We start from the raw sequence: 23,686 nt of genomic DNA on the forward strand, positions 1-23,686 counted from the left end.
AACGTCACTCCCATACTTCACCTTCGGATGAATCCATCAGCAATTCGAGTCTGTTGCGTTAGCCCAATCTCATGTCAAACGTCATGATCATGGAGGCGCAGCGTACAGGTCGTGCCCACATGCACCCCGGTCAGCTCTTCAGCGCAACCGGACCGGAAGCGCTGGCTGGAGCGCGAACCAGCAGCAACAAGCACGCAGTTGCCAGAATCGGCATCAAACCGGCAACCAGAAACGCTGGCGCATAAGAAAAGCGATCGACCAGGATGCCGACGGCAAATGTGAAGACCGCGCCCACCAGCCCAGCTGCCAGCCCGCTTACACCGGTTACCGTAGCCACCACGTCCTGGGGAAACAGATCGGAGGGTAGAGTCAGACCCATGGTCGACCAACTGGCGTAGCCCCACAGTGCGAAACAGATCAACCCCAATGCAAAATAGACGCTGTGTACAGAGGCTGCAGGAATCCCCGCAAGAATCGGCAGGCAACTGACGACGCACACCCAGGTGCGGGCACGCAGCACCGAGACCCCGCGGCGAATGCAGTAGCCTGAAATCCAGCCTCCCGTGAAGTTGCCAAGATCGGCGGCGATAAAAGGTATCCATGCAAAAAGGGCGATGCGCTGCAGGCTGAATCCGCGTGCATCACTTAGATATTGCGGAAGCCAAAAGACATAGAACCACCAGATAGGATCAGTGAGTGCACGCCCCAGCACAATGCCCCAGACGTTACGATTGCGCGCTAATGTGAGCCACCGTTGCACTCCGCGTTCCGCAGAAGTGGAAGGCGCGTCCTGGCCCGCGCGGATGAGCGCCACTTCCTCCTTCGTGACCCTTGGATGGCGGTCTAACGGATGGTAGACGCGCAACCAGACCGCCAGCCAGACAAAGCCCAGAGCGCCGGAGAAAAGGAATGCGGAGCGCCAGCCAAAGGCCAATGCGATGAGAGGAATCGCCAGCGCAGCCACAGCTCCGCCGACACTGGAGCCGCTATCGAAAATGGCCACGGCAAGGCTGCGTTCCTGGCTAGGAAACCACTCCGCGACGGTTTTGCTGGCTCCGGGCCAGTTGAACCCTTCGCCGATGCCGAGTAGAAATCGAAAAGCCGCAAAGCCGAAGACGGAGCTGGCGAAGCCAGTGAGGATGTTGATCACCGACCAGAACACAACGGCAAGAGCAAGCCCGAGTCGCGTGCCCACAGCGTCAAGAAAGATGCCGCCAAGCAGCCACGTGAGAGCATACGAGATCTGAAACGCGCCAAGAATCTTGGAGAGGTCGGTATGCGTCAAGTGGTATTGCGCCGTGATCAGCGGTGCCAGCACAGAGAACGTCTGCCGGCTGATGTAATTGGTTACCGTCGAAAAGAACAGCGTCCAAACAATCCACCATCGTACGTTCCCTTTGCCGCGCGGCTTCTGCGACGCGTCAACCTCCACTGTCACATCTTCAGCATTCATTGCATCTCGCTATCCCACTGCTCCAACCGGATGATCGACAATTTGCTCGTTCTTCGAATCCCAATACAGCTTCTTGCCGCTCCAGTAAGATTGCGTCGCCATGATGCAGACAAGCGAATGCGAGAATCCATGGTCGACGGTGGCATTGGGCTGGCTCCGCGTCTGCATCGACTGCAGCCAGTTCACCAGATGAACTACGTCATCATCGTCCGGCCCCACTGAGGTCGGCGCCGGCGCTCCAGGAACCTGGACAATCTTTCCGCCGTCTTTCGCGGGCCCAACGATGGGAAGACCCTTATACGTCGGCCCACTGTCGAATGGATCGAACTCCTGCCTGCCCCCTTCGCGCGTAACCATAAACAGCGACGCGCCCTCGCCGCCGTAATTCTCGATCGAGCCATCCCGTCCATCAATCCGCGAAAAGCTGCGATAGCTGTTCCCAAAGACCGTCTTGTACGTGTAGAGAAAGCCCTTCGGATAGACGATTGCCGTCACTGCAGTATCCGGATTTTCCCGCCCATCGTTCCATGCGAAGATTCCGCCGTTGGCAACCACGCTCTCCGGATAGGCCTCGTCCGTCCATAGATGCACCAGGTCGCAGCCATGGCTGAGCCACTGATCGAAGATTCCCGACGAAAAGTCTTTATACAGTCTGAATTCAAGATAGACATGGGGATCAAATGGACGATCAGGCTTACCCAGCAACCAACGCTTCCAATCCGTATCTTCTTCTTTCAGATGCGATGTCCGGCCATAGAGCCATTGCTTCCACTCCATGTTGACGTCCATCAGCATCTCTTTGGAATAGCCAGTGTCCGACCGAGTGAATCTCCAACGCTCTTCATTGACATTCCATTCCTGCTCAACGTGTACGATCTTTCCGATGCGCCCCGAACGAATCATGTCCCTTACTGCAAGCGGATAGGGCTGGCTGCGATGCTGCGTTCCCATCTGCACAATTTGTTTGGATTGCTTGACGATGTCGCGTGTCTCAATGGCCTCGGAGAGTACGTTCGCAAAGGGCTTCTCAACGTAGCAATCCTTTCCGGCCTTCACCACTTCGGCACACAGCTTGGCATGCTGGAAGTCGCCTGTGGCAATCATCACTCCGTCAAGGTCCTTCAACGCCAGCATCTCTTCGGAGTACTTGAAGCTTCGCGGTTCAACATTGAACGCCTTTTTCACCTGGGCTGCGCGGTGTTCTCGTGCCATGCTCCACAGATCGCAAACCGCAACCACTTCAACGGGCATCTGCTTGGAGGCAAGCGTAACCATGTGCACATGTCCCTGGCTCCGGTCGCCGCAGCCGAGTTGACCCAGGCGAATGCGATCGTTGGCGCCTAGAATGCGCGCATAGGATTGAGCACTCATGCCGGCAGCCAGCATCGTGACTCCAGCCTGCTTCACGAACGTGCGGCGATCGATTTCGTTTCTTGCGTTTTCAACCATTGCAATCAACTCCCGGTTTTGGATCTTTGAGTGGTACGGAAAATCTCAAAGGAAATGGAAGGGTCTGAATTGTGCAGCGCAATCTCATCAACGTAGCCACTTGGGTACACGGTGCGCCCTGTATTGATGAACGGACATTAGCACACGAAAATATTCGAAGGCAAGGGAAATTTCCGAATACCATTGAAAATTCTCTGAGTTGAAGAAAATGCAAGAGTCGCGCTCGAAGCCAGTTCTTTCCATCTGAGAAGAACATCAGAACCTGAAGCAATACAATCAGTGCCTGCGCAGAGCCTCTTAGAAACCGCTCCATCCTGCCAAGGTTCTGTATACGTAAGAATCACCGGCCCTTTGCTTTTCGTGAAAATTATCTGGTATTGTTGGCCTCAAGTCGGCGAGCAGGTTTCTTGCGCACTTGGGAAAGGGTCATCTTAGTCATGAACGAGATCGGGAATGACCGGGGCGTGGGGCGTAGAGTCGCATGACCGACGCGGCTTCAAGGAAGAGAAAATTCGGCCTGCGAGAGATTGCTTCCGCAGCGCAGGTAAGTATTTCCACCGTTTCCCGGGTTCTGAATGGGAGCCACACCGTTGATGCTGGCATCCGCAAAAGCGTGCTGGCGGCCGCGGCCGATCTTGATGTCGACTTTTCTCAGCGAAATAAAACCAAGGCTCTGGCAATTCTCCTCAGTAATCGGGTCAAGCACCACGCATTTCACTCCAGCGTCATTCTTGGAGCTGAGGCGATCTGCGCTTCCCATAACTGGGAGTTGATCTTCCAATCGCTGAATTACCCGGCAAATGTCCCCGGTAAGGATCTCCACTTGCCGAACGTCGTTCAACGCCGCGACATCGTTCGTGGAGTGATTCTGGCGGGCACAAACTCCGCCAACCTTCTCGAGTTGCTCACCTCAAAAGGTGTTCCTTTCGTGGTCTTCGGCAATAACTTAATGGAAGAGGTTGAGCAGTCCAATTACGACGTAGTCTTCTCCGATGATATCCAGGGTGGGTTGGATGCGACGCGCTACCTCATAGGCCTGGGGCACCGCCATATCTGGTTCGTGGGCAATCTTCGTCTTCCCTGGTTCGCCCGATGCTACGAGGGCTATCGACGCGCAATGGAAGAAGCGCATTTGCAGCCTCGCCACAGCTCTATCGATTCAGAAGACGAGACCGATATCGGCTATCTCGGAACAAAGTCATTACTGGCGAAAGGCGAACAGGTAACTGCGATCTTTGCCGGGAATGACCCAACAGCACATGGTGTGTACAAGGGGCTGCGCGATAGCGGCCTGGAGATTCCGGGCGACATCAGCGTCGTAGGTTGCGATGATACCGTTGGTTCCTGGTTGTACCCGGCGTTGACGACGATCCGCGAGTTTCCTGAGCAGTTGGGCAAACAGATGGTGGAGTTGCTGCTGAACAGGATTGCCAATCCCGGTCAACCCCGGCAGCAGGCAACTCTGCCCACCGAACTTATCAAGAGAGACTCATGCCGGGCGATTTCCGCTTCCGCCAATATTCCAGCGGTCGCCGCGTCACGCAAATCGAGGAGCTAGGACCGCTGTCATTATCCGGAGAGAAGCACGTCGTCCAATTCGCTAGCCGATTCCAAATCTAAATATATTGTCGCATCCGGATGAGTGCGGAGGATCGTAGCGGGGCACTCCGTGGAGATGGGTTCTTCCAAGGCGCGGCGCACAATCATTGCTTTGCGTATACCCGGAACCGATACGATCAGTTTTGGAACGCGCAGCAGTGTTGGAATCGTAAGTGTTATCGCGCGAGCCGGAACCTGCTCCACGCTAGGAAACCATCCCTCTGCCATTTGCTGCTGGCGGCAGAGGGCATCGAGCACAACAATCTTGGCGTCGAGAGGATCGGTGAAATCTGCCACCGGGGGATCGTTGAAGGCAAGGTGGCCATTTTCTCCAATACCGAGAAAGCATACTTGCGGGTCGGCGAGCCGAAGCTTGGCGGCATAGTCCCGGCTGGTCTGCTCCGGGTCCGGCGCGCTTCCATCAATTTCAGAAAACTCTTTCATCCGCACCTTGCCCGTCAATCTTTCGCGGAGATAGCGGCGGAAAGAGGCAGGATGATCCGCTGACAGATCCACATATTCATCCATATGAAAGCCGCGAATCTGATCCCAGGGTATATCTGGAAGGCGCGTGAGCTCATTGAGAATCTCGAACTGCGAAGCCCCGGTCGCAAATATAACTCCTATCGAGTTATGAGCATTCGCTAACTCGATCAACGCCTTGCTCGCCGCCCGTGCAGCAGCTGCCCCGGCTGCGTAACGGTTGGGATGAACTTCGACCGTCGCCGTTCCAACCTGGTAATACTTTGCCGGGATACTTGTTTCAGTCAACCTTGACTCCTTGGCGAGTGAGTAAGTGAGGGGAGATGTCATGGAACCGCACGGGCTTAGACCGGCACTGAATCCCGATATAAAGGGAACGTCGAGAGACTCTTCACCATGAATACGTCTGAGCAGTATTCTTGTCAAGAAAATTTTCTCAAATATTAGAGGTAATTTTCTCGCGCCGGGATGAACCGTCTCGGCGCTGAAGACGAGACGGCAATCTGTATGGGAATAGGGGATATTTGTATTAGAGAACAGACCTGCCCGGATCGGGCATCAACGGGCGGCTCTCTCGCGCAACCCCAACGGACCGATGGCCTCAGTCCTTGCGCGGCAACCTACGCATTGACTCGGCGTTCAGATACCGGCGAACTTCTACCTTGCTGAAGATGCTTCGTGATAGATTTTCACACCTTGAACCACCCGGTTGATGACCCCGTCCGGGCTGGGGTTATCGGGATTTAACCCGATCCGCAAACTCAGGTGATAGCCGAGAAGTTGTGGGCCAAGTATCTCAAACGGCGTACGCAAAGCGTCATCCGCTTCAGGAGCGATGGAGGGGATGACTTCATCGAATAGATCCCCAAATTCGTGGGGATCGGCGATTCCGACCAGGTATCCGATCTTTTTTGCGCGAAGTTCATAAATGAGGTCCACTTCGTAGCGGCGCCGGACAGGATCGCTGGATGGCAGGCACATCACCAACGTATCTCGTTTGACAAAGGACATAGGGCCGTGACGAAGCCCAAGGTATGTTTCGGTGACCACAGGAAAGCCCCCGGCAGTCATCTCCAGGGTTTTGAGTCCCGCTTCCCGGCCCCAGCCAAGCAACGGTGGGGAGGACAAAATCACGATCCGGTCTCGTACGCGATCTGCCACAAGCCGGCAGACGCGATCGATTTCGGGCAACAAAGCGGCTGCGCGTTTGCTGAAAGCTTCCACCGCTGCTGGTACAGAATCAGGTTGCGCCAGAGCTAGTCCGGCAAGAACCAGATTGGAAAACGCGCTGGTCATCACAAGGCTTTGGTCATTCGTCCGCGGATCAAGCACAATGAGCCCATCCAGGCCCGAGTGAGACAAGGCTCCATCTTCATTGCAGACAATGGCAAACTGAAGAATGTCTGGCCTCATCCCTCGAATTCGCTCCACGACAGCAGCGCTTTCTGGACTGTTCCCCGACCGAGCCAGTGAGATCACTGCCCCCACGTTCTCCAGGTGACGATTCGAATCCAATAGGAAGTCAGTCGTAGGAATGGCCGACGCGTTATGCCAGGCCGCCGCAACCGCGCTGGCAGCGTAAGCAGACGTTCCCGCTCCGGTCACAAGGATACCTGCATTGCGAAGCTTGGCCGGCAGTTGCAGTATTTCGGATGCTAAGAGAACGCGTTCAAGTGTGGTGGGCCAAAGGAGGGGCTGTCGAAGAATCTCCGGGAGGGTATATATGGGAGTGCCGTGGGTGTTGTTCTCTACGTGCACGCTGGAAAGTTCTGCCATGTAAAACTCCATTCCTTGCTCGAGACAACTTCAAAAGCACCGCAAATCGTGTTTTGGCGCAAATAAATCGAAGTCGAAGCCTTACGTAAGAATATATGGGCATTGTGCAACCGTCAATACTTTCACTTTGTACTTTTCGAAACCACAATGACGAGTCTTAGCGCGGAATGACCGTCGCCAATTCGGGAGGTTTGCGTGCTCGACCACCCGGTTCCCGCCGGCAGAGTCAGTCGTGCTGGAGGAGAGCTTGGGTGCCCTAAGAGCTTGTCCAAAAAATATGTTGAAGGTCGCAGTACTCATCCTGCCGTTCCTCCTCCCTTCCGGATGGCGAATCGGCCCACGATACCACGGAGCCGCAAAATCTCGATTGACACAAAAGTATTCGATTCGTAATATAGCGAAACATGAAAACGTTACATATGATCGTAATTGAAACGGTATGAAAATGGCCGATGTGCGACCCAGGCTTATGGGCGCGTTAGATCTGTCAATTCCTGCAGTTGTCAATGAAAGCTTTGAGCGCAGAGGAGCCTTGGCTATTCATTTAATAGTCCTTGGAGATGTTGAGCGTTGAGCTCGCGGCTTCCATCCTTGAAGCCCTGTTCGCAATGCCGGCAAATGCCAATGCTGGCGCACCTTGTATTTTGTCTGCGAAGAACGAAGGAGTTCGAGTGAACCAATGGAATAGCCGAAAAATGTGCGTGCTGCTTTTTGTAGCCGCAATGGCTCTTGGAAGCCAGGCGTATGCAAACATGCAGGAGCCGTCGACCGATCACAGCGGGCCAGGGGAATTGGCCGCGATCCAGGGGAAGGAGTTGTCGGTACGCATCAACGCAGACGGTTCATACTCCATCGTGCGGCCTGGAATTCCCGATCCAGTGCTGCGGTCTGGTGTGGAAGCGGACGTAGACGGCCGTGTCGTGCAATCGTCGGCGTACCCGCAGCATAAGACGGCGCGGTCGGACTTTCACGATGAATTCGGTTCGGGAACACAACTCACGGTGACGCATACCAGCCTTGCTGGTGCGCCCGATCTGCTGTGCACTTTCAAGCTGTATCACGATCAGGCGTGGGGCGAGATCGAAGTCAAGGTGGTCAATACCACCACCCAAACCATCACGGTTCAGGCAATTCGCACTCTGCACGCTGAAGGCGGTTCGGTCATCAATCTGAATGGTCCCACGTCGGCGGACCGCATCCTGTCGGACAGTTATAGTGAGGATCGGCCTCAACTCGCGATTCGCGATCTGGCCGACGGCCCGCACGGAATGCACAGAGCCGTGCAAAGCCAGCTCATCTTTAACCGGGACAGCGGCCAGAGCCTGTTCCTTGGCGCGCTTACGTCCAACCAGCTTCTAACCATCTTCCATCTCAAAGAGCAACCGGCTGGCGGCAGCACGAAGATTCTCTCGTATGAAGCAGTGGCAACGGGCACAACGGAAATCATGAAAGGCGAATCGCTCAAACAATCGCCTGCCTCTGAGCAAGTAAATCTGAGCCTTCCTGTTCACTCCGGAGATAGCCTTTCGTCGGAGCGCCTCATGTTCTCTGTCGGGTCCGACTACCACGCACAGTTGGAGCAGTATGGGCGTGCGGCGGGATTGCTGCACAAGGCTCGAGTGAATACGCCGACGCCGATCGGCTGGTGGAGTTGGACCGCGTATTACTTTGGTCTCAACCAGGGGGCCGCTGTTACGACAGCGCAATGGCTCAGCGAGAACCTGAAGCCCAGCGGGTATATCTACTACCAGATCGACGAAGGATACCAATACGCCCGCGGCGAGTACACAACACCCGATGTCAACTTGTTTCCGCGTGGATTGGAATATATCGGCGGAGAGGTACGGCGCAATGGCCTCATCTTTGGCCTCTGGACCGCCCCGTTCGAAGTCTCCGACCGCGCGTCGGTTTATCAGAACCACAAGGACTGGCTGCTGCACAACGCCGCGGGCGAGTTGATTCATATTGGTTATGTAACCGACCACAACGATCCCCTGTATGTGCTCGATACGACCAACCCGGGAGCGCAGAACTATCTCAAGCAGACATACAGCACGCTCCACGACTGGGGTGTTCGTTTTATCAAGATGGACTTCATGGATGACACGGCGGTCGAAGGGGCCTACTATCGTCCGAATACAACTGCCTTGGAAGCGCAACGGATTGGCCTTGAGATCATCCGTAGCGCGGTTGGAGAAGACACGGTTCTGGATAAGGATGGCAGTCCAATGCTCAATCCTGTTGGGATCGTCGACGCGGGGCGCATCTCTCAGGATACCGGGCACACATTCGATGCCAGCCGTGATGCCGCTTCCGGCATCGCAGCACGCTACTATATGAACCGCAATTTCTTTGTCGCGGATCCGGATGCGTTCACTGTCTCTTCCCAGACGGTCGACGATCACTCATGGCACGGAGGCCGGCATCCTCTCACGCACGACGAGGCAAAGGTGTCGATCGCGCTGGCCGCTGTGTCCGGAGGCATGTTTGAGCTTGGTGACGATCTGCCTACTCTCGGATCTTCCCCAGAGAGATTGGCTTTGGTAAAAAATGCTGACCTGATCAATATGGCTCGCCTCGGCCATTCGTCCCTCCCCGTCGACCTGCTGACCTATGAGCAGGCCGACAAGCAGCCCAGTGTCTTTCTGCTGAAGGAGGATAAGCGCCAGTCCATTCTTACCATCTTCAATTGGACAGAAGAGGAGCGCACGCGTTCCATAGATTTCAAGGTTCTCGGTTTGAAAGAGCCCGGTGCCTATCAGATCACGGAAGTGTTCGACGATAAACCCTGCTGCGACGCTTCATCCGAAAAGATGAATCTTGTCGAGCCTCCGCATTCAGTCCGAATGTACAAACTGATCGACAAGGCTGTTGCTCCTGCGCCCCCGGCGTTTGAGGTGCATGCGGTGGCCTCAGCAAAAGCAGGAGAAACGATTAATTTCAGCGCCGAGGGAACGTCTGCGGACCAGCCAGTGCTGACATACCACTGGGATTTCGGCGATGGAGTGACATTAGACGGGATGAAAGTGCAACACACCTACACCAAGTCCGGAGCATACAGTGTGCATGTGACCGCGATGGGAATCGATGCCGTCGCGAACTCCAAAACAGTTTCGGTTTCGGTCTCCGGCACCATCCCCACACGGTTTGTGCCGGCGAATAAAAAGCGCCCTAGTGAACAGTAGGCATTCGTGCGGGATCTTGAACGATGGAGAGTATGAACTCAACCGAAGTAGTAGAAACCAGCCTGCAGAAAGGCACCTCGGAGCAACCGGACATTGCAATCGTCGGAGAGCTGAATCCCGATCTGATTGTCTACGGTGCGCCGCGCGAGCTGCCGGAGGAAAGGGAAGTGCTGGCGAGCGGCTTTACGCTTACCCTCGGTAGTTCCTCGGCCATCCTCGCGCATAACCTGGCGCTGTTAGGCAGCAAGGTTACGTTCAGTTCGCGCGTGGGCGGGGATGCGTTGGGACAGATGTGTTGCCGCTGGCTGCAGGAAGCTGGCGTACAGGTGGATCACGTGGTTCAGGCGGCCTCTGGAAGTAATACCGGCATCACCGTCATACTTCCTTTCGCAACGACTCGTCGGATACTCACATACCCCGGCGCCATGTTTGAGATGGGGATCGAAGACCTGGATCTGGACTATCTGGCAACGGCCAAACATTTTCACTTATCCTCTCTCTTTCTGCATCGCAAGTTATCACCCGATATCCCGGAGTTATTCAGAGAGATGAAGAGGAGCGGGTTGACAACTTCTCTCGATACGAACGATGACCCTGAAGACAAGTGGGCCGGTGTGCTTGAAGATGTGTTGCCTCTGGTGGACGTGCTGTTGTGCACGGAGAGCGAGCTGGCCAAGATGGCCAAGGCTGAACCCGCCGCCGAACGCATGTCTGCGAAGGTGCCGTTGCTAGTCGTGAAGCGAGGAGCAGCGGGGGCCTCCGCGTACTTCGAGGGCCGACGCATTGACGTGCCTTCGCTTCGAGTGGAAGTAAAAGATTCAGTGGGCGCCGGCGACACGTTTGACGCTGGCTTCCTGCATAAATGGGTTCGCAAGGCTCCGCTGGAAACGTGTATCGCCTATGGAAATCTTACCGGAGGCTTATCCGTTACGCGGTCCGGCGGCACGGAAGCCTTCTCTGACAGAGCCTACCGCGAAAGCTTTTTCCAACAACATTGGCAGCAGGAAAAGCTTGTGCCGTACGATTCGGCGATTCTATCCGTCTCGAGGGTTGCGACTGAACCGAAACCGGCCGCTGAAGAATCCCCAGCGTCACTCAATTCAGTGGATGAGATGCGTCAGCTGCTGCGGGAGAACCGGGAAAGGAAACGCAAAGGCATCTACTCGGTGTGCACTGCGAATCGCCTGGTGCTGGAGGCGGCATTTGCGCAGGCCGCACACGATGGAAGTTTGCTGCTCATTGAAGCAACATGCAACCAGGTCAATCAGCAGGGAGGCTACACCGGCATGGTCCCCGCGCAGTTCCGAGACTACATTCATGCCATTGCCGAGGAGATGCATTTCCCCATTGAGCGAGTCGTCCTGGGCGGAGACCATCTTGGCCCGAACCCGTGGAAGGACGAGCCTGCCAGCGTTGCCATGGAGAAAGCTTGCATCATGGTTGCCGCGTATGTGGACGCGGGGTTCAGCAAGATTCACTTGGACGCCAGCATGGCCTGCGCCGATGATCCAACGACTCTTGCTCAACAGGAGATTGCAGAACGTGCCGCACGGTTATGCGAAGTTGCCGAAGCTGCAGCGCGCAACTCCGCCGCTCGCCCGGTCTACGTGATCGGAACTGAGGTGCCTACTCCCGGCGGCGCAGTGGATGAAATGGAAATCGAAGTCACCTCAACGGAGAGTCTGCGGGAGACTCTGGAAGTGCACCGGCAGGCCTTCGAACGAAGGAACCTTCTGTCCGCCTGGGATCGGATCATCGGTGTTGTTGTGCAGCCCGGCGTTGAGTTTGGCCACGACACTGTCGAGGACTATCAGCCAGACAAGGCCGTGCAACTCAGCGAATTCATTCTGCAGCAGGATGGAATTGTCTTCGAGGCACACTCGACGGATTATCAGACGGCGGAGTCGCTTCGCCAACTTGTGAGTGGGCACTTTGGCATTCTAAAAGTCGGCCCTGAATTGACCTTCGCAATGCGCGAAGCAATCTTCGGCCTGGCACGCATTGAGGAAGAGTGGATTGCCGAGGAACGGCGCTCCAACTTGCGGGCAATCATCGAGCAGGTCATGCTTGAGCTTCCCGGAAACTGGAAAGGTTACTATCACGGCGATGAGCATCAGCAGCATATTGCCAGGGTCTATAGCCTGAGCGACCGGATTCGCTACTACTGGCCGAACGCCGAGATATCCAAAGCCCTTGCAGTTCTGCTCGAAAATCTTCGCGAACACCCCGCGCCCTTGCCTCTGCTTAGCCAATATCTTCCCCGGCAGGCAGAGGCGATTCGTACCGGGACGATCAGCAACGATCCAATCTCCATCATTCATGATAAGGTACGGGAATCTCTGGCGCGCTACGCCGATGCTTGTGGGTTAGCGCTTCGTGGATGACCGAGGATCCACCCGTATGGACACAACTGTCGATCAATCCGGGGAGGCCCTTGGACTCCGCCGCACGCTCAAGCTTCGCCACCTGATTCTTTACGGCATCATCATCATTCAGCCCACGGCGCCGATGAGTATCTACGGTGTGGTCAGCAATGCCGCACGGGGACACGTGGTGACGACTATCCTCATTGCGATGGTGGCCATGCTGTTTACCGCTGTGAGTTACGGCAGAATGGCTCGCGTGTATCCCAGTGCCGGGTCGGCTTACACCTATGTCGGCAAGGAGATTCACCCGCTGGCTGGCTATGTGGTGGGCTGGTCCATGCTGATGGATTACGTGCTGAATCCCATCATCTGCGCCATTTGGTGCAGCGCGGCGGCTCAGAATATTCTTCCCCAAATTCCTTATGCCGCCTGGGCCGTTGCATTTGTTCTGGTCTTCACCGGGCTGAACCTGCGCGGCGTGCAAACATCAAGCCGCGTGAATGCTCTGCTCGCGTTGGGGATGAGCATTGTCGTAGTGGTCTTCATCGCGTATGCCATACGCTACATTGCGCTGGTGGCGCGTCCCGTCGGTGGGCAATGGCTGCTGCCGTTTTACGATCCTGCTACCTTCGCTCCCGGGCTCCTGTTTCATGGCGCATCGATTGCGGTTCTGACCTATATCGGCTTCGATGGTATCTCCACGATGTCAGAAGAAGTCGAAAACCCACGGCGTAACATCTTGTTGGCCACGGTCATCACCTGCTTCGCCATTGGCGTCCTGTCCGCGATCGAAGTGTACCTTGCGCAGCTTGCTTGGCCGGCACGCATTCCATTCCCGGCCTCCATGGTCGACACCGCGTACGTGCAGGTCGCCCTTCGCGTCGGCGGCAAGTTTCTTTTTCAATTACTGAATGCGACGCTCTTGATCGCCAATATGGGCTCAGGTATCGCTGCGCAATTCGGCGCCGCGCGTCTGCTCTATGGAATGGGACGCACCGATGCGCTGCCTAAGCGATTCTTTGGCGTACTAGATGCGAAGACGAGAATCCCGCGCAACAACGTGCTGCTGCTGGGCGCCGTCACGCTGGCCGGTACGTTTCTGTTGACCTTTGAAAAGGGCGCGGAACTGCTTAACTTCGGCGCATTTATCGCGTTCATTGGCGTAAACGCGGCTGCGCTTATTCATTACAAATTCCGTTCCCAGGAGAAGGTAGCTTTCGCCGCATTGTCGCCGCTTTGCGGTTTGGTCGTTTGCACCTTCATTTGGCTGAATCTCAATCTTGACGCCAAGCTCCTGGGAGCCGCATGGGTCGGAGTTGGGCTGCTTCTCTACTTTGTGATGAAGGGAAACAAGCCGCTCGCAGCGGTGGAATGGTCGGATCCCACTAATTCCGACTGATCAGCGCGGCCACATAATTCAGCAGTCCCGGCAACCGTTCCCAGCTGGATCCGCCTAACGCAGACCACATCTCAATAAATTCCCTGGCATACACCTCCGCGCATGTTTCGAATTGCTCCACCTTCGAAGATGCAACGTATGCGCAACAAAACGAAATGTATAGAAATATCTTTGTCGTGGATAGGAGGCGTGGATGATGTTGCCACCACCCTGTCGGCATGCCGGCTAGATCGAAGCAGGTACACCTCGGCTGTCCGGAGGCTGGGTAGCGCACTGGTCTCAGCCAAATAGCGGGGACACAGCTTTTCTCCACCCCGCCGAAACAATGGGGCCAGTGGCAACGCACCAGCCCCGGAACGAATCACCCTATCATTAATCTGTTTTTTCTTCTTGACATTAACAGCCGATCAAACGTAAAAGAACAGACATGATCGAAACATTTCACAATCTAACGAAAACAAAGATTGTGTATCTAGATCCTCGCAAGGGCGAGCAGTAGTTAGTATTTTTACTGGGCCAAATACTTCAGATGAGTGAGGGACAGCAGGGATGAGACCCATTGATGAAAGCCCAAATGCAGGGTGTCGGCTCTGTAACGACATGCGGTTCAAACCAGCTGTTCTCTTTTCTTCGCTATTGTTTCTTTTGCTAGCGGCCACTACCGCATTTGGCCAATACACCACGGCGCGTCTGAGTGGCACGGTTCAGGACAACTCCGGCGCGGCAGTCCCAGGGGCATCGGTGACTGTGGAACAAACAGGAACTGGATATCAGCAGCAAGTGAAAACTGGGGACGCAGGAGAGTACCTGTTTCCCAGTTTGCCCATTGGCGATTACCAGTTGACCGTTAGCGTTGCTGGCTTCAACACCTACGTGCAAAAGGGAATTGGATTGGCTGTGGGGCAGGCTGCCAGCCAGAAGGTGGTCCTGACGATCGGGGCGATAACCCAGCAAGTCACAGTGGACGCGAACTCCAACCAGGTGACCACCGACGATGCGGCGATCACGCACATTATCGGTCAGAAGAGCATAGAGAGCTTGCCGATGAATGGTCGCGAGGCCCAGCAGCTTGTCTTTCTCGTTCCCGGCGCAGTGGATGTGACAGCGCAGAACTGCGGCGTTGGTTGTGAAGGGGGCATTCTTCCCGGCGAGCAATATGCAAAGGTCAATGGTGGCGGTGCCAACGGCGTTTACTACCTGTTGGACGGCGTGGACTACAACGACTTTTACATCAACGCCAATTTGCCCTTCCCCAGTCCGGACGCGCTGCAGGAATTCAATGTGCAAACCGATAACATGAGCGCCGCTTACGGAAACGCCACCGGCGGTGTCGCCAATGTTGTTACCAAGTCTGGAACCGACCAGATTCACGGCGATGTCTTTGAGTACCTGCGCAACTACGCAATGGATGCCAGGAACTACTTTGCGACCTCTCCCAATCCGTTGAAGCAAAATCAATTTGGAGGAACCATCGGCGGACCTATCTTGAAAGGCAAGCTGTTTTATTTTGGCTCCTACCAAGGCACACGCCAAAACACTGCTATCAATGGCCTCAATTCGCAGGTGCCAACCCAGGCCGAGCGCAACGGAGACTTCTCGGCACTTCTCCCGGACACCGTGTTGACGAACCCCAACCCGAATTCGCCTTACCAGTTCAACAGCAACAACCAGATCAATCCGGCGGCGTTTGACCCGACGGCGCTCTATTTGCTGAATCACATTCCTCTTCCCAACGCCCCGCAGTTAGGTCCAAACTATTTGGTTTACAACGGCGCCCCGTCCATCCAGAATACCGATGAGTACCTTGCCAAAATCGACTTCAACATTGGCAAGCATCATCTCAGCGGACACTATTTTCAACTCAACTACACCGTCCCCATCATCATTCCGCCGCTAAGCAACATTCTTGAAGGCAATTCAGAAACCCCGCAGAAGCTGGGACTGAAGAACGTCAGCGTTGTCGACATCTACACGATCTCGCCCACAATTGTTCTCAATAGCTATTTCGGATGGAACAGCAAGACCGGTCTGACCCAGTCGGCGGCGCCTTTCAGCATTGCGGATGCGGGTGCGAATATTGCCCAACCCACCAATTTCCCGGCAACGCTCAACGTTGATGTATCTGGCGAGTTCATCGTAGGAGATCAACCCGCCACGGGAACCTGGGACAGCAGCCAGATTTCTGATCGTGAAATCGTCAGCCTCGTCAAGGGCAAAAATGAGATCCAGGTTGGCGGCGAATGGACGCATATTCACATGCCCATGGGAAATAGCTATCAGGCGGACGGCAATTACAGCTTTGGTGGCAATTTGAGCGGAAACAATCTTTCAGATTTTCTGCTTGGAGCTGCATCCAGCTTTACGCAGGCAGGCGGGCTGTATTTGGACTTCAGCGGAAACGAGTGGAGCGCCTTCTTTCAGGACACCTGGCATGCGACTTCACGGCTTACCGTAAGCGCCGGTATTCGTTGGGATCCTTTCGCGCCTTACGCGGATAGCGAGGGACGCGTAGGATGTTTCGTCCCTGGAGCGCAATCGCAGCGCTATCCCAACTCACCCGCTGGTCTGATCTTCGGCGGAAGCAATCACGATGCTGGCTGCCCGGAATCTTCGATCTACAACAACTTCGGCAATGTAGGCCCCCGCTTTGGCTTTGCCTATCAGTTGACCTCCGATGCCAAGACAAGCCTCCGTGGTGGAATAGGGTATTACTATCAGGCCCCGAACGGCGTAGCCTTTGAAGATGTGGTCGGCATTCCTCCTTTTGCACCGGTCGTGAATATCACCAACACGAATTTTACGAATCCTTACTCCGCCGCGGGTATAGCGAATCCTTTTCCAGGGTCTTTCGGACCAATCAATCCAGGCCCATCGGCAACATTCCCTCAGGACATATCCTTCACAGAGATCTTCGATCGGCACTTCCGGCTGCCCCAGATCCTCTCGTATAACCTCACGCTCGAACGTCAGTTTGCCAACAACTGGTTCATGCGTCTGGAATATGTGGGAAATAAAGGAACTCATCTAGGTGGTACCGGAGATCAGGAGTCAGGGCTGCTGCAACTGAATCCCTCGGTCTACATTCCAGGTCAGTCGACGGAGGATAATGTTCAGCAACGTCGTCTCTATCCGAACTTCGGCTTTATCGGTTCAATCAACTCCGGAGTGATCAGTAACTACAACGCCGGCCAGATTGAAGTCGAGAAGCGCTTGAGCTATGGCCTCTCATTCCAAACCAACTATACGTGGTCGCATGCACTGAATAACTTCGGTCCCAATGGACAGGAGTATCTGTTTGGAATCGGCGGCATCAATACGTGCGGCTGCGGCCGTTCTCTTGACTACGGCCCAGACGCCGGTGACGCTGCCAACGTCTTTAGATTGTCGGGAATCTATGCCTTTCACCATGTTCCAGTCACAGGCATCACGAACCAGGTGGTCAACGGATGGAACCTGAGCTTCATCACAAACTGGCAATCAGGTTTTCCGTTTACCTCATTCGCAGAGGATGATAACTCCTTCAGCGCCATGGGCAACGACCGTCCTGACATCACCGTGGCAAACATTTCGCAGACCAAGTTGAGTACCAGGCGCTCCCATGCTGCGTTGATCAACGAGTGGTTCAACACTGCGGATTTTGTCCCCAATGCAATCGGCACCTACGGAAACATAGGCAAGAATTCTCTGCGCGGTCCCAGACTTTTCACCACGGACTTAGCACTGCTCAAAACCGGGAAGGTAGGGGAACGGGTCAACTACGAATTTCGAGCGGAGTTCTACAACGCCTTCAACAATGTGAATTTTGGGAATCCCGACTTCGGACTGACAGACAGCAACTTCGGTCAGATCTCCTCTGCCGGCGATCCTCGAATTCTGCAGATGGCGCTGAAACTGAAGTTCTAACAAACCTCTGACGAAACCAGGTGTCTGAGAGAAATGCAGATTGGCGACAACGCCTCCTGCATCTCCTCAGGCACCTTTTTTCTGAACCACTTACAGAAGTTCGGCTGCCGAGCCCCATAAGGCAACCGCAGCGCTCCTCGTTCACCTCCTCGACTCCCGGACCATCGACCTTCGTATTCCTCACCACCGGCTTCTCGGCGTCGGTACTTTGCTGCGCCGAGGCAGATCCATCACGCCTCGGCGGCTGAGGGAGTTGCAAATAAAAAATTGACTTTGTTGTCGATTTTCCCTGTGCCCGGCGACTATAGATGACGAAGACCAGTTGCCGGAGACCCTGGTTGGTATCCGGGCGGAGGAAATCGCCCGAATGGAGGTCTGAGATGTCATTTTTTCGCGATTTGAAAATTGCCGTGCGTTCTTTAGCGCGAGTTCCTGCACTGTGGATTACCGTCGCCCTTACTTTGGCGTTGGGTATCGGAGCCAACGCTGCAATCTTCAGCGTGGTGCGTGCCGTGCTGCTGCGTCCGCTGGCGAATCGCGACGAAGATCATTTGCTTTATCTGCGCCAGAGCGCACCGGGCATCGGCGAGGAGAATGCAGCGTTTTCAATTCCCGAGATTCGGGACATCGGTAGCGGCCTGAAGTCAATCAACGAACTGGGCACATTTTCAGAGCTGGATTTTACGATCGTGGGTCTAGGCACGCCGCGCGAGATTCCAGCCGGCGTGGTGGATGGACACTACTTCGAAGTCATGGGCCTGCGTCCGGTGCTTGGACGCCTGCTCACTCCGGCCGATGACGGTTCGAACGCCGCCGGAGCTGTAGTGCTGACCTATCACTTCTGGAAGACGTCGCTGCACTCCGATCCCAGCGTGATTGGAAAAGCTGTGCGACTGGAGAGTGCCACCGGCGCGCGCAACGCAACAATAGTTGGTGTTCTCGAACCATCCGTTCCCTATCCGGTGGCAACGGAGATCATCGCAAATATCGTCACCAGCCCGCATCATCTTTCTGCCACCATGGTGACGGGGCGCGAGCATCGCATGACGGAAGTCTTCGCGCGGCTGGCTCCCGGCGCGAGTGTCGACAATGCGCGGGCCGAACTGCGCAGCGTATACGGCGCGATGGTGGCGGCACATCCGGAAGTGTATAAGCCCGAGGACCATTTCAAAATCGACGTGACGCGCATCCACCAGCAGATCAATTCGCGCGCCAATACGATCTTGTGGATACTGTTCGCGGCTTCGGGCCTGCTTTTCGTGATTGCGAGCTCGAACGTTGCCAATCTGGTGCTGGCGCGAACGGTGCGCCGCGAACCAGAGCTGGCGATACGTTCGGCGCTGGGCGCAAGCACTGCGGTGCTGCGCCGTTCTCTGTTGGCCGAGAGCCTCGTGCTATGCGGAAGCGGGGCGCTCGCGTCCGTAGCCCTCGCCATACCGATGGTGGCCGTGTTGGGACGTTATGCATCGCGCTTCTCAGTGCGCGCCGAGGAGCTCACCCTCGATTTCAGTCTGGTGTGGTTTGGGATTGGGCTGGCGTTGATCGCCTCCGTCTTCCTGGCGTTCATTCCACGGCTTCCCTCGCCAAACGCGCCGCAAGGTGGGCTTACCGGCCGAGGAACACGTGTGGCCGGAGGCAGCAGCCAGCGTCTCCGCATCTTTGCCGTTACGCAAATCGCAGCCTCATTCCTGCTGCTTGCCGGAGCGTGTGTGCTGATGAAGACTCTGCTGGTGCTGGAGGAGACGCGGCCGCCGTTCGATTCGGCCAACGTTCTGGCGCTGAATCTTCCGCTCATGTCGTACGGGAAGACGCCCCAGCAGGTGGATGAGTTCTATCGCGAGGTGCAACGCCGCATCAGCGCGCTGCCGGGAGTCGAGCACGTGTCCTCGGGTTTCACTGCTCCCTGGCGTGACGATCGGGGCCTGAACATCAGCTTTCAATTTGCCGCGCAAGGCGCCAAACGTTCAGACGGTCAGGATTTCCGCGGAAAGTTCCGTGTGGTATCGCCGGGATTCTTCGATACCTTCGGAGTGCCGATTCACGAGGGTCGCGACTTCAACGACAGCGACAAGGACGGCTCCGAACGCGTAGTCATCATCAGTCAGAGCCTTGCAAACCTGGTCTATCCAGGACAGGACGCGGTGAACCGTACGCTGTGGTGGACCGACGGCGTCATGAAGTTTATCGGCGTCAGCACCGAGCCAAGGCGAATCATTGCCGTGGTGCCCGACTTCGACGATGAAAATATCATCCCGTCACCGGCCATGACGATCTATGAGCCGACCGAACAAGAACAAGGATGGAACGGCCGCCTGTTCGTACGCGCACATCAGGATGCTTACGCGTTGGTCCCGGCCATCTCACGCACCATTCGCGAAATGTCCGCAGACCAGCCCGTGGAAAAGGCCAGCACGCTCGGCGACGTTCGCGCGGAGGTGCTGACGCCCGACCGCCTCAACGCGATTGTGTTTGGCGGATTCGCCGCCGTGGCACTCTTAATCTCCGTGGTGGGCGTAGCAGGCGTTCTTGCTTTCTCTGTGAGCTGGCGCACGCGCGAGTTCGGAATCCGCATGGCCTTGGGCGCTCTGCCGCGCAACATTCTCACCACTGTTCTCGTAGAGGGCATGGTGATGGCCGGCATCGGAGTGGGCGCAGGTATCGTGGTGGGTTTTGCTCTGGCACGCGTAATCGCCAAATACGTAGCGGATATCCATCAGCCGGGCCCACTTGCGTTCGTCGGTTCGGCTGTAGTTATTCTGGGTGCGGCCGTAATTGCATCGGCTGTGCCCGCGGCGCGTGCAGCAAGAGTGAATGCGGTAGAAGCGCTACGTTCCGAGTAACTCACTCATTTCGACAGCGCGGCTGAGCCCTCCGGTTATTTCTTGACCAGGGTGTAGACCTGTCCTGCGACCGCGCTCACTGCTTCATTATGGACAACTGCTATTGCCTGGATATCTTCAGACCGGGTTACGGTAATGGGCCCTGTGTAGAGCAGGGAGGTAACCTCGGGTTTGTTGCCCGCGAATGTGTAGTAGATCGTCGCCGTGGGGTCCGCATCGGTGATCGTCACCACGATCGAGCCGGTGAAGTTTTGCCCAGCCGGACTGACCACTGGGGTCGGCGCTGTAAAGATGTATTTGGCGGAACTCGCCGCGCTGTTGCCGTATCCAGTTTCAACTGCAACTGCACGCAGAAACTGCGTTGAAGTTATGGTGATCGGCCCCGTGTACGGGATCGAAGCGGACGTCGGTACAGAGCCGTCCATTGTGTAGAAGTAGGAGACTCCCGGCGTGGTGTCCGTGAGAGTTACCGTAAACGGGGCTGGTCCGTAGGTGCCCTGCACGGGGCTGAAGACAGGGGCTGCCGGAACCAGATGGTAGCTGTTCACACTCACCGGCGAGTTCTTGAATCCAGGAGCAATCGCAATCGCCTTCACCACCTCGGACACAGAGACGATGATTGGAGCGGTGTAGACAGTCGAGTTGACGGTGGGTCCAGTTCCATCGGTCGTGTAATAGATCGTGCCGGGACCGGACATAGTCACTGTCTGCGCGACGCTGTAGGTTCCCGCAGCCGGACTGAGTACCGGCGCCGCCAGCGTAGGCGCTACATTTCCGCTCAGGACTACGGTTTGCGTCGCCGGAATCGCGTTGTCGACGAAGACAAGTGAGCCAGGAATCGAACCCGTTCCGGTAGGTACAAAGCTGACCAGTTCCGTGCAGGAGCCTTCGGGCGCGAGTATCGCCGGCGCCGCACTCAGGGTAGTCAGCGAGGGACAGGTCGAGCTGCCGCCTAATGCGAATTGATGCGAGATGCTCGGATTGGTCCCCTGTTGCGGCAGCGAAAAGCTTAGGTTCTCATTGCCAACGTTGGCGATGGTTATAGCCTGCGGGCTGTCGCTGCTGGTCTGGCCCGGAGCGGTTGGCAGGAAGCTAAGCCTCGGCGGATCGGCATAGTCGAACTTATAGACTTCGCCTATAGAGGGCGGATTGGGGAGCACAAAGTCGGCGACATAGACGTTCCTGCTCGAGTCGACGGCAACACCGAAGGGCGTGAGCAATCCACTGCTGGAATCAGCCAGCGTCAGGATGGCGGGACTGGCGGGAACAGTCCCGTCTACCGCAACCATTTCATAGATCGCATCCGCGGCCTCATCGGCAACGTAAAGATTGCCCACGCCGTCTACCTTGATGTCGTATGGAACCTTGAAGCCACTCCCCACGGTTATTACTGTTGGATTGGCTGGAATCTGGCCATTCACCGCCACGATCTCTTTGATCAGGCCGTCGGCGGCATCGGCGAGGAAGATATTCCCTTTGCCATCGACTGCCATTCCTGAAGCCGAGAATCCTATCGTCGCCAATGTCACCGGTGTAGGAAGTGTCGGACCCAGGGGAAAGGAACCGTTGACCGCTATGATCTCCTGCACAATGGCACCGTTAGAGAAGTAAACGTTTCCGCCACCGTCTACCGCAACCGCACTGGCACTCGGCCCGTTTGCTACAAAGACTACGTTCGGGTTCGCTGGGATCCTTCCATTAACCGCAACGATCTCATAGATGACGCCGATGGCGGCGACGAAGAGGTTCCCACTGCCATCGAAGGCGAAGTTCGAGACACTTCCAAAGAGATACAGCTGCTGCATAGTCGGATTGCTTGAGATACGACCTTGATCCGCGAGGATCTCATAGATTGGTCCGTTGTCATCCACGAAGAAGACGTCTCCGCTTCCGTCGAGCTCAACCTTGGTGGGATACATGGGCATGTGGGCGTTGATATTGCCTACCGTGCTCTTAACTCCGGGACGGAAGACGACCTGCGGCCCGTCACCTACACCGGTGATGTTGGTCGTCGCAATGACGGCGCCGGAGCTATTGCTCAGGGTCACTGCACCAAAGCGTGTGCCTGCGTAGAGTGGTTTGAAGCTCACGACCACCGTGCACGAGTCACCTGCGTTGTAGACATGGCTGTCCCCCTGAGTCGTACAGGTGCCGGTACCTGCGTCGGTAAAGTCCAACCCGGTAGCGCCGCGAGTAAAGACGCCAGGCGCCACGATAGAGCCGCTACTGGTGAAGTGGAAGGTGAGCGTCGCGTTCGCGGTAGCGCCAAGAGCCACCGAGCCGAAGACATTCGGATTGAGCGCGATCTTCACGAGGCTGTTGGAGCCTGCATCCGCAACGTAGACGTTTCCGAACCTGTCGGTCGCTACTCCCTTGGGCAAAGAGAACCCGCCCCCAATCGTCAGGACGGAGCCGCTGTTTGCCACGATCTCTTTAATCGCGCCGTTGTTGGTATCCGCGACAAAGACGTCTCCGCTGGCATCTACCGCTACGCTTTGCGGATGACTGAAGCCGCTGCCGAGAGACTTCGGGCTGGCATTGCCTACGATCTCTTTAACCGCACTGTTGCCGGTGTCGGCGACATAGACATTCGAACTGCTATCGACCGCTAAACCATAAGCGCCCTTGAATCCACTGCCAAGTGCCACCATCGTCGGATTTGCAGGAATGGTGCCGTTGACCGCGACGATTTCAGTCACGGTGTTCTCGCTGGCGTCGATGACGTATACGTTTCCGCTGGCGTCCACCGCGACACCATGAGGTGCGCTGAAGCCGCTGCCGAGCGTCACGATGGTTGCATCGTCTGGAACGTTGCCATTGACCGCGAGAATCTCCTTTACCTTCTGATCGCCTAGATCTGCGACATAGACGTTTCCTCTGGCGTCCACCGCCACGCCGTGCGGTTGGGAAAATCCGCTGCCGAGCTTCCTCGTCGTGGGGTTAACGGGGACGCTGCCGTTCACCGCCACCAGTTCTTCTATCGTGCTCTGGTAGCCAGCGGCGAGGTAGATGTTACCGCTCGCATCTACAGCCACTCCCTGCAGAGTATTCAGTCCGCTCTTGAGCGTGGTGACGACCCCCGCGTAGTTAGCAGTCTGTGCCATCGCAGGAAGGACACATGCAAGCAACAAGGCAGACAACGACTTCGAAGCAAAAGGGCGTTTTCCAGGCATGAGGACTCCTCTGACACGAACGGCAGCGCACGACGTGAAAGCATAGCAGTCGTCAGGAAA

Annotated in this window: 11 protein-coding genes; 6 read left to right on the forward strand and 5 right to left on the reverse strand. The window is 56.0% G+C overall.

Annotated features, from left to right (window positions below):
• Positions 1–130: 130 nt before the first annotated feature.
• Positions 131–1,453: an MFS transporter gene (locus RBB76_RS13585; RefSeq protein ID WP_429631269.1), complete on the reverse strand. Its 1,323-nt coding sequence runs from the start codon at positions 1,451–1,453 to the stop codon at positions 131–133.
• A 9-nt stretch (positions 1,454–1,462) separates the two neighbouring features.
• The gene (locus RBB76_RS13590) at positions 1,463–2,902 is read right to left on the reverse strand and encodes a Gfo/Idh/MocA family protein (RefSeq protein ID WP_429631267.1); all 1,440 of its coding nucleotides are present in this window, start codon (positions 2,900–2,902) and stop codon (positions 1,463–1,465) included.
• A gap of 481 nt (positions 2,903–3,383) precedes the next feature.
• On the opposite strand from RBB76_RS13590, the gene RBB76_RS13595 reads away from it, so the two are divergent.
• Positions 3,384–4,460 (forward strand): LacI family DNA-binding transcriptional regulator, encoded by a 1,077-nt coding sequence (locus RBB76_RS13595; RefSeq protein WP_429631265.1) that lies wholly within the window; start codon positions 3,384–3,386, stop codon positions 4,458–4,460.
• Positions 4,461–4,471: 11 nt separating this feature from the next.
• Here RBB76_RS13595 and RBB76_RS13600 read toward each other — a convergent pair whose 3' ends face one another.
• Positions 4,472–5,272, reverse strand: a complete 801-nt coding sequence (locus RBB76_RS13600; RefSeq protein ID WP_429631263.1) for a glucosamine-6-phosphate deaminase — start codon at positions 5,270–5,272, stop codon at positions 4,472–4,474.
• A 369-nt stretch (positions 5,273–5,641) separates the two neighbouring features.
• Positions 5,642–6,760 carry an SIS domain-containing protein gene (locus tag RBB76_RS13605; protein ID WP_429631261.1) on the reverse strand — a complete coding sequence of 373 codons (1,119 nt, stop codon included), beginning with the start codon at positions 6,758–6,760 and terminating at the stop codon, positions 5,642–5,644.
• 722 nt (positions 6,761–7,482) lie between these two features.
• On the opposite strand from RBB76_RS13605, the gene RBB76_RS13610 reads away from it, so the two are divergent.
• The 5 genes from RBB76_RS13610 (at position 7,483) to RBB76_RS13630 (ending at position 20,453) form a co-directional block, all read left to right on the forward strand.
• Positions 7,483–9,945, forward strand: coding sequence for a PKD domain-containing protein (locus RBB76_RS13610; protein ID WP_429631259.1), 2,463 nt, complete (start codon positions 7,483–7,485; stop codon positions 9,943–9,945).
• 32 nt (positions 9,946–9,977) lie between these two features.
• Complete coding sequence (locus tag RBB76_RS13615) at positions 9,978–12,329, forward strand: D-tagatose-bisphosphate aldolase, class II, non-catalytic subunit (RefSeq protein WP_429631257.1); 2,352 nt, start codon at positions 9,978–9,980, stop codon at positions 12,327–12,329.
• A gap of 16 nt (positions 12,330–12,345) precedes the next feature.
• Positions 12,346–13,710, forward strand: coding sequence for an APC family permease (locus RBB76_RS13620; protein WP_429631255.1), 1,365 nt, complete (start codon positions 12,346–12,348; stop codon positions 13,708–13,710).
• 600 nt (positions 13,711–14,310) lie between these two features.
• Positions 14,311–17,613 (forward strand): TonB-dependent receptor domain-containing protein, encoded by a 3,303-nt coding sequence (locus tag RBB76_RS13625; RefSeq protein WP_429631253.1) that lies wholly within the window; start codon positions 14,311–14,313, stop codon positions 17,611–17,613.
• A gap of 380 nt (positions 17,614–17,993) precedes the next feature.
• Positions 17,994–20,453, forward strand: a complete 2,460-nt coding sequence (locus RBB76_RS13630; protein ID WP_429631251.1) for an ADOP family duplicated permease — start codon at positions 17,994–17,996, stop codon at positions 20,451–20,453.
• Between the two features lie 35 nt (positions 20,454–20,488).
• On the opposite strand, the gene RBB76_RS13635 is transcribed toward RBB76_RS13630, so the two are convergent.
• On the reverse strand, positions 20,489–23,626 hold the full coding sequence (locus tag RBB76_RS13635; protein ID WP_429631249.1) for a chitobiase/beta-hexosaminidase C-terminal domain-containing protein: 3,138 nt from the start codon (positions 23,624–23,626) through the stop codon (positions 20,489–20,491).
• Positions 23,627–23,686 lie beyond the last annotated feature (60 nt).

The sequence above is a fragment of the Tunturiibacter psychrotolerans genome (assembly GCF_051013365.1).
Classification (GTDB): Bacteria; Acidobacteriota; Terriglobia; order Terriglobales; family Acidobacteriaceae; genus Edaphobacter; species Edaphobacter psychrotolerans_A.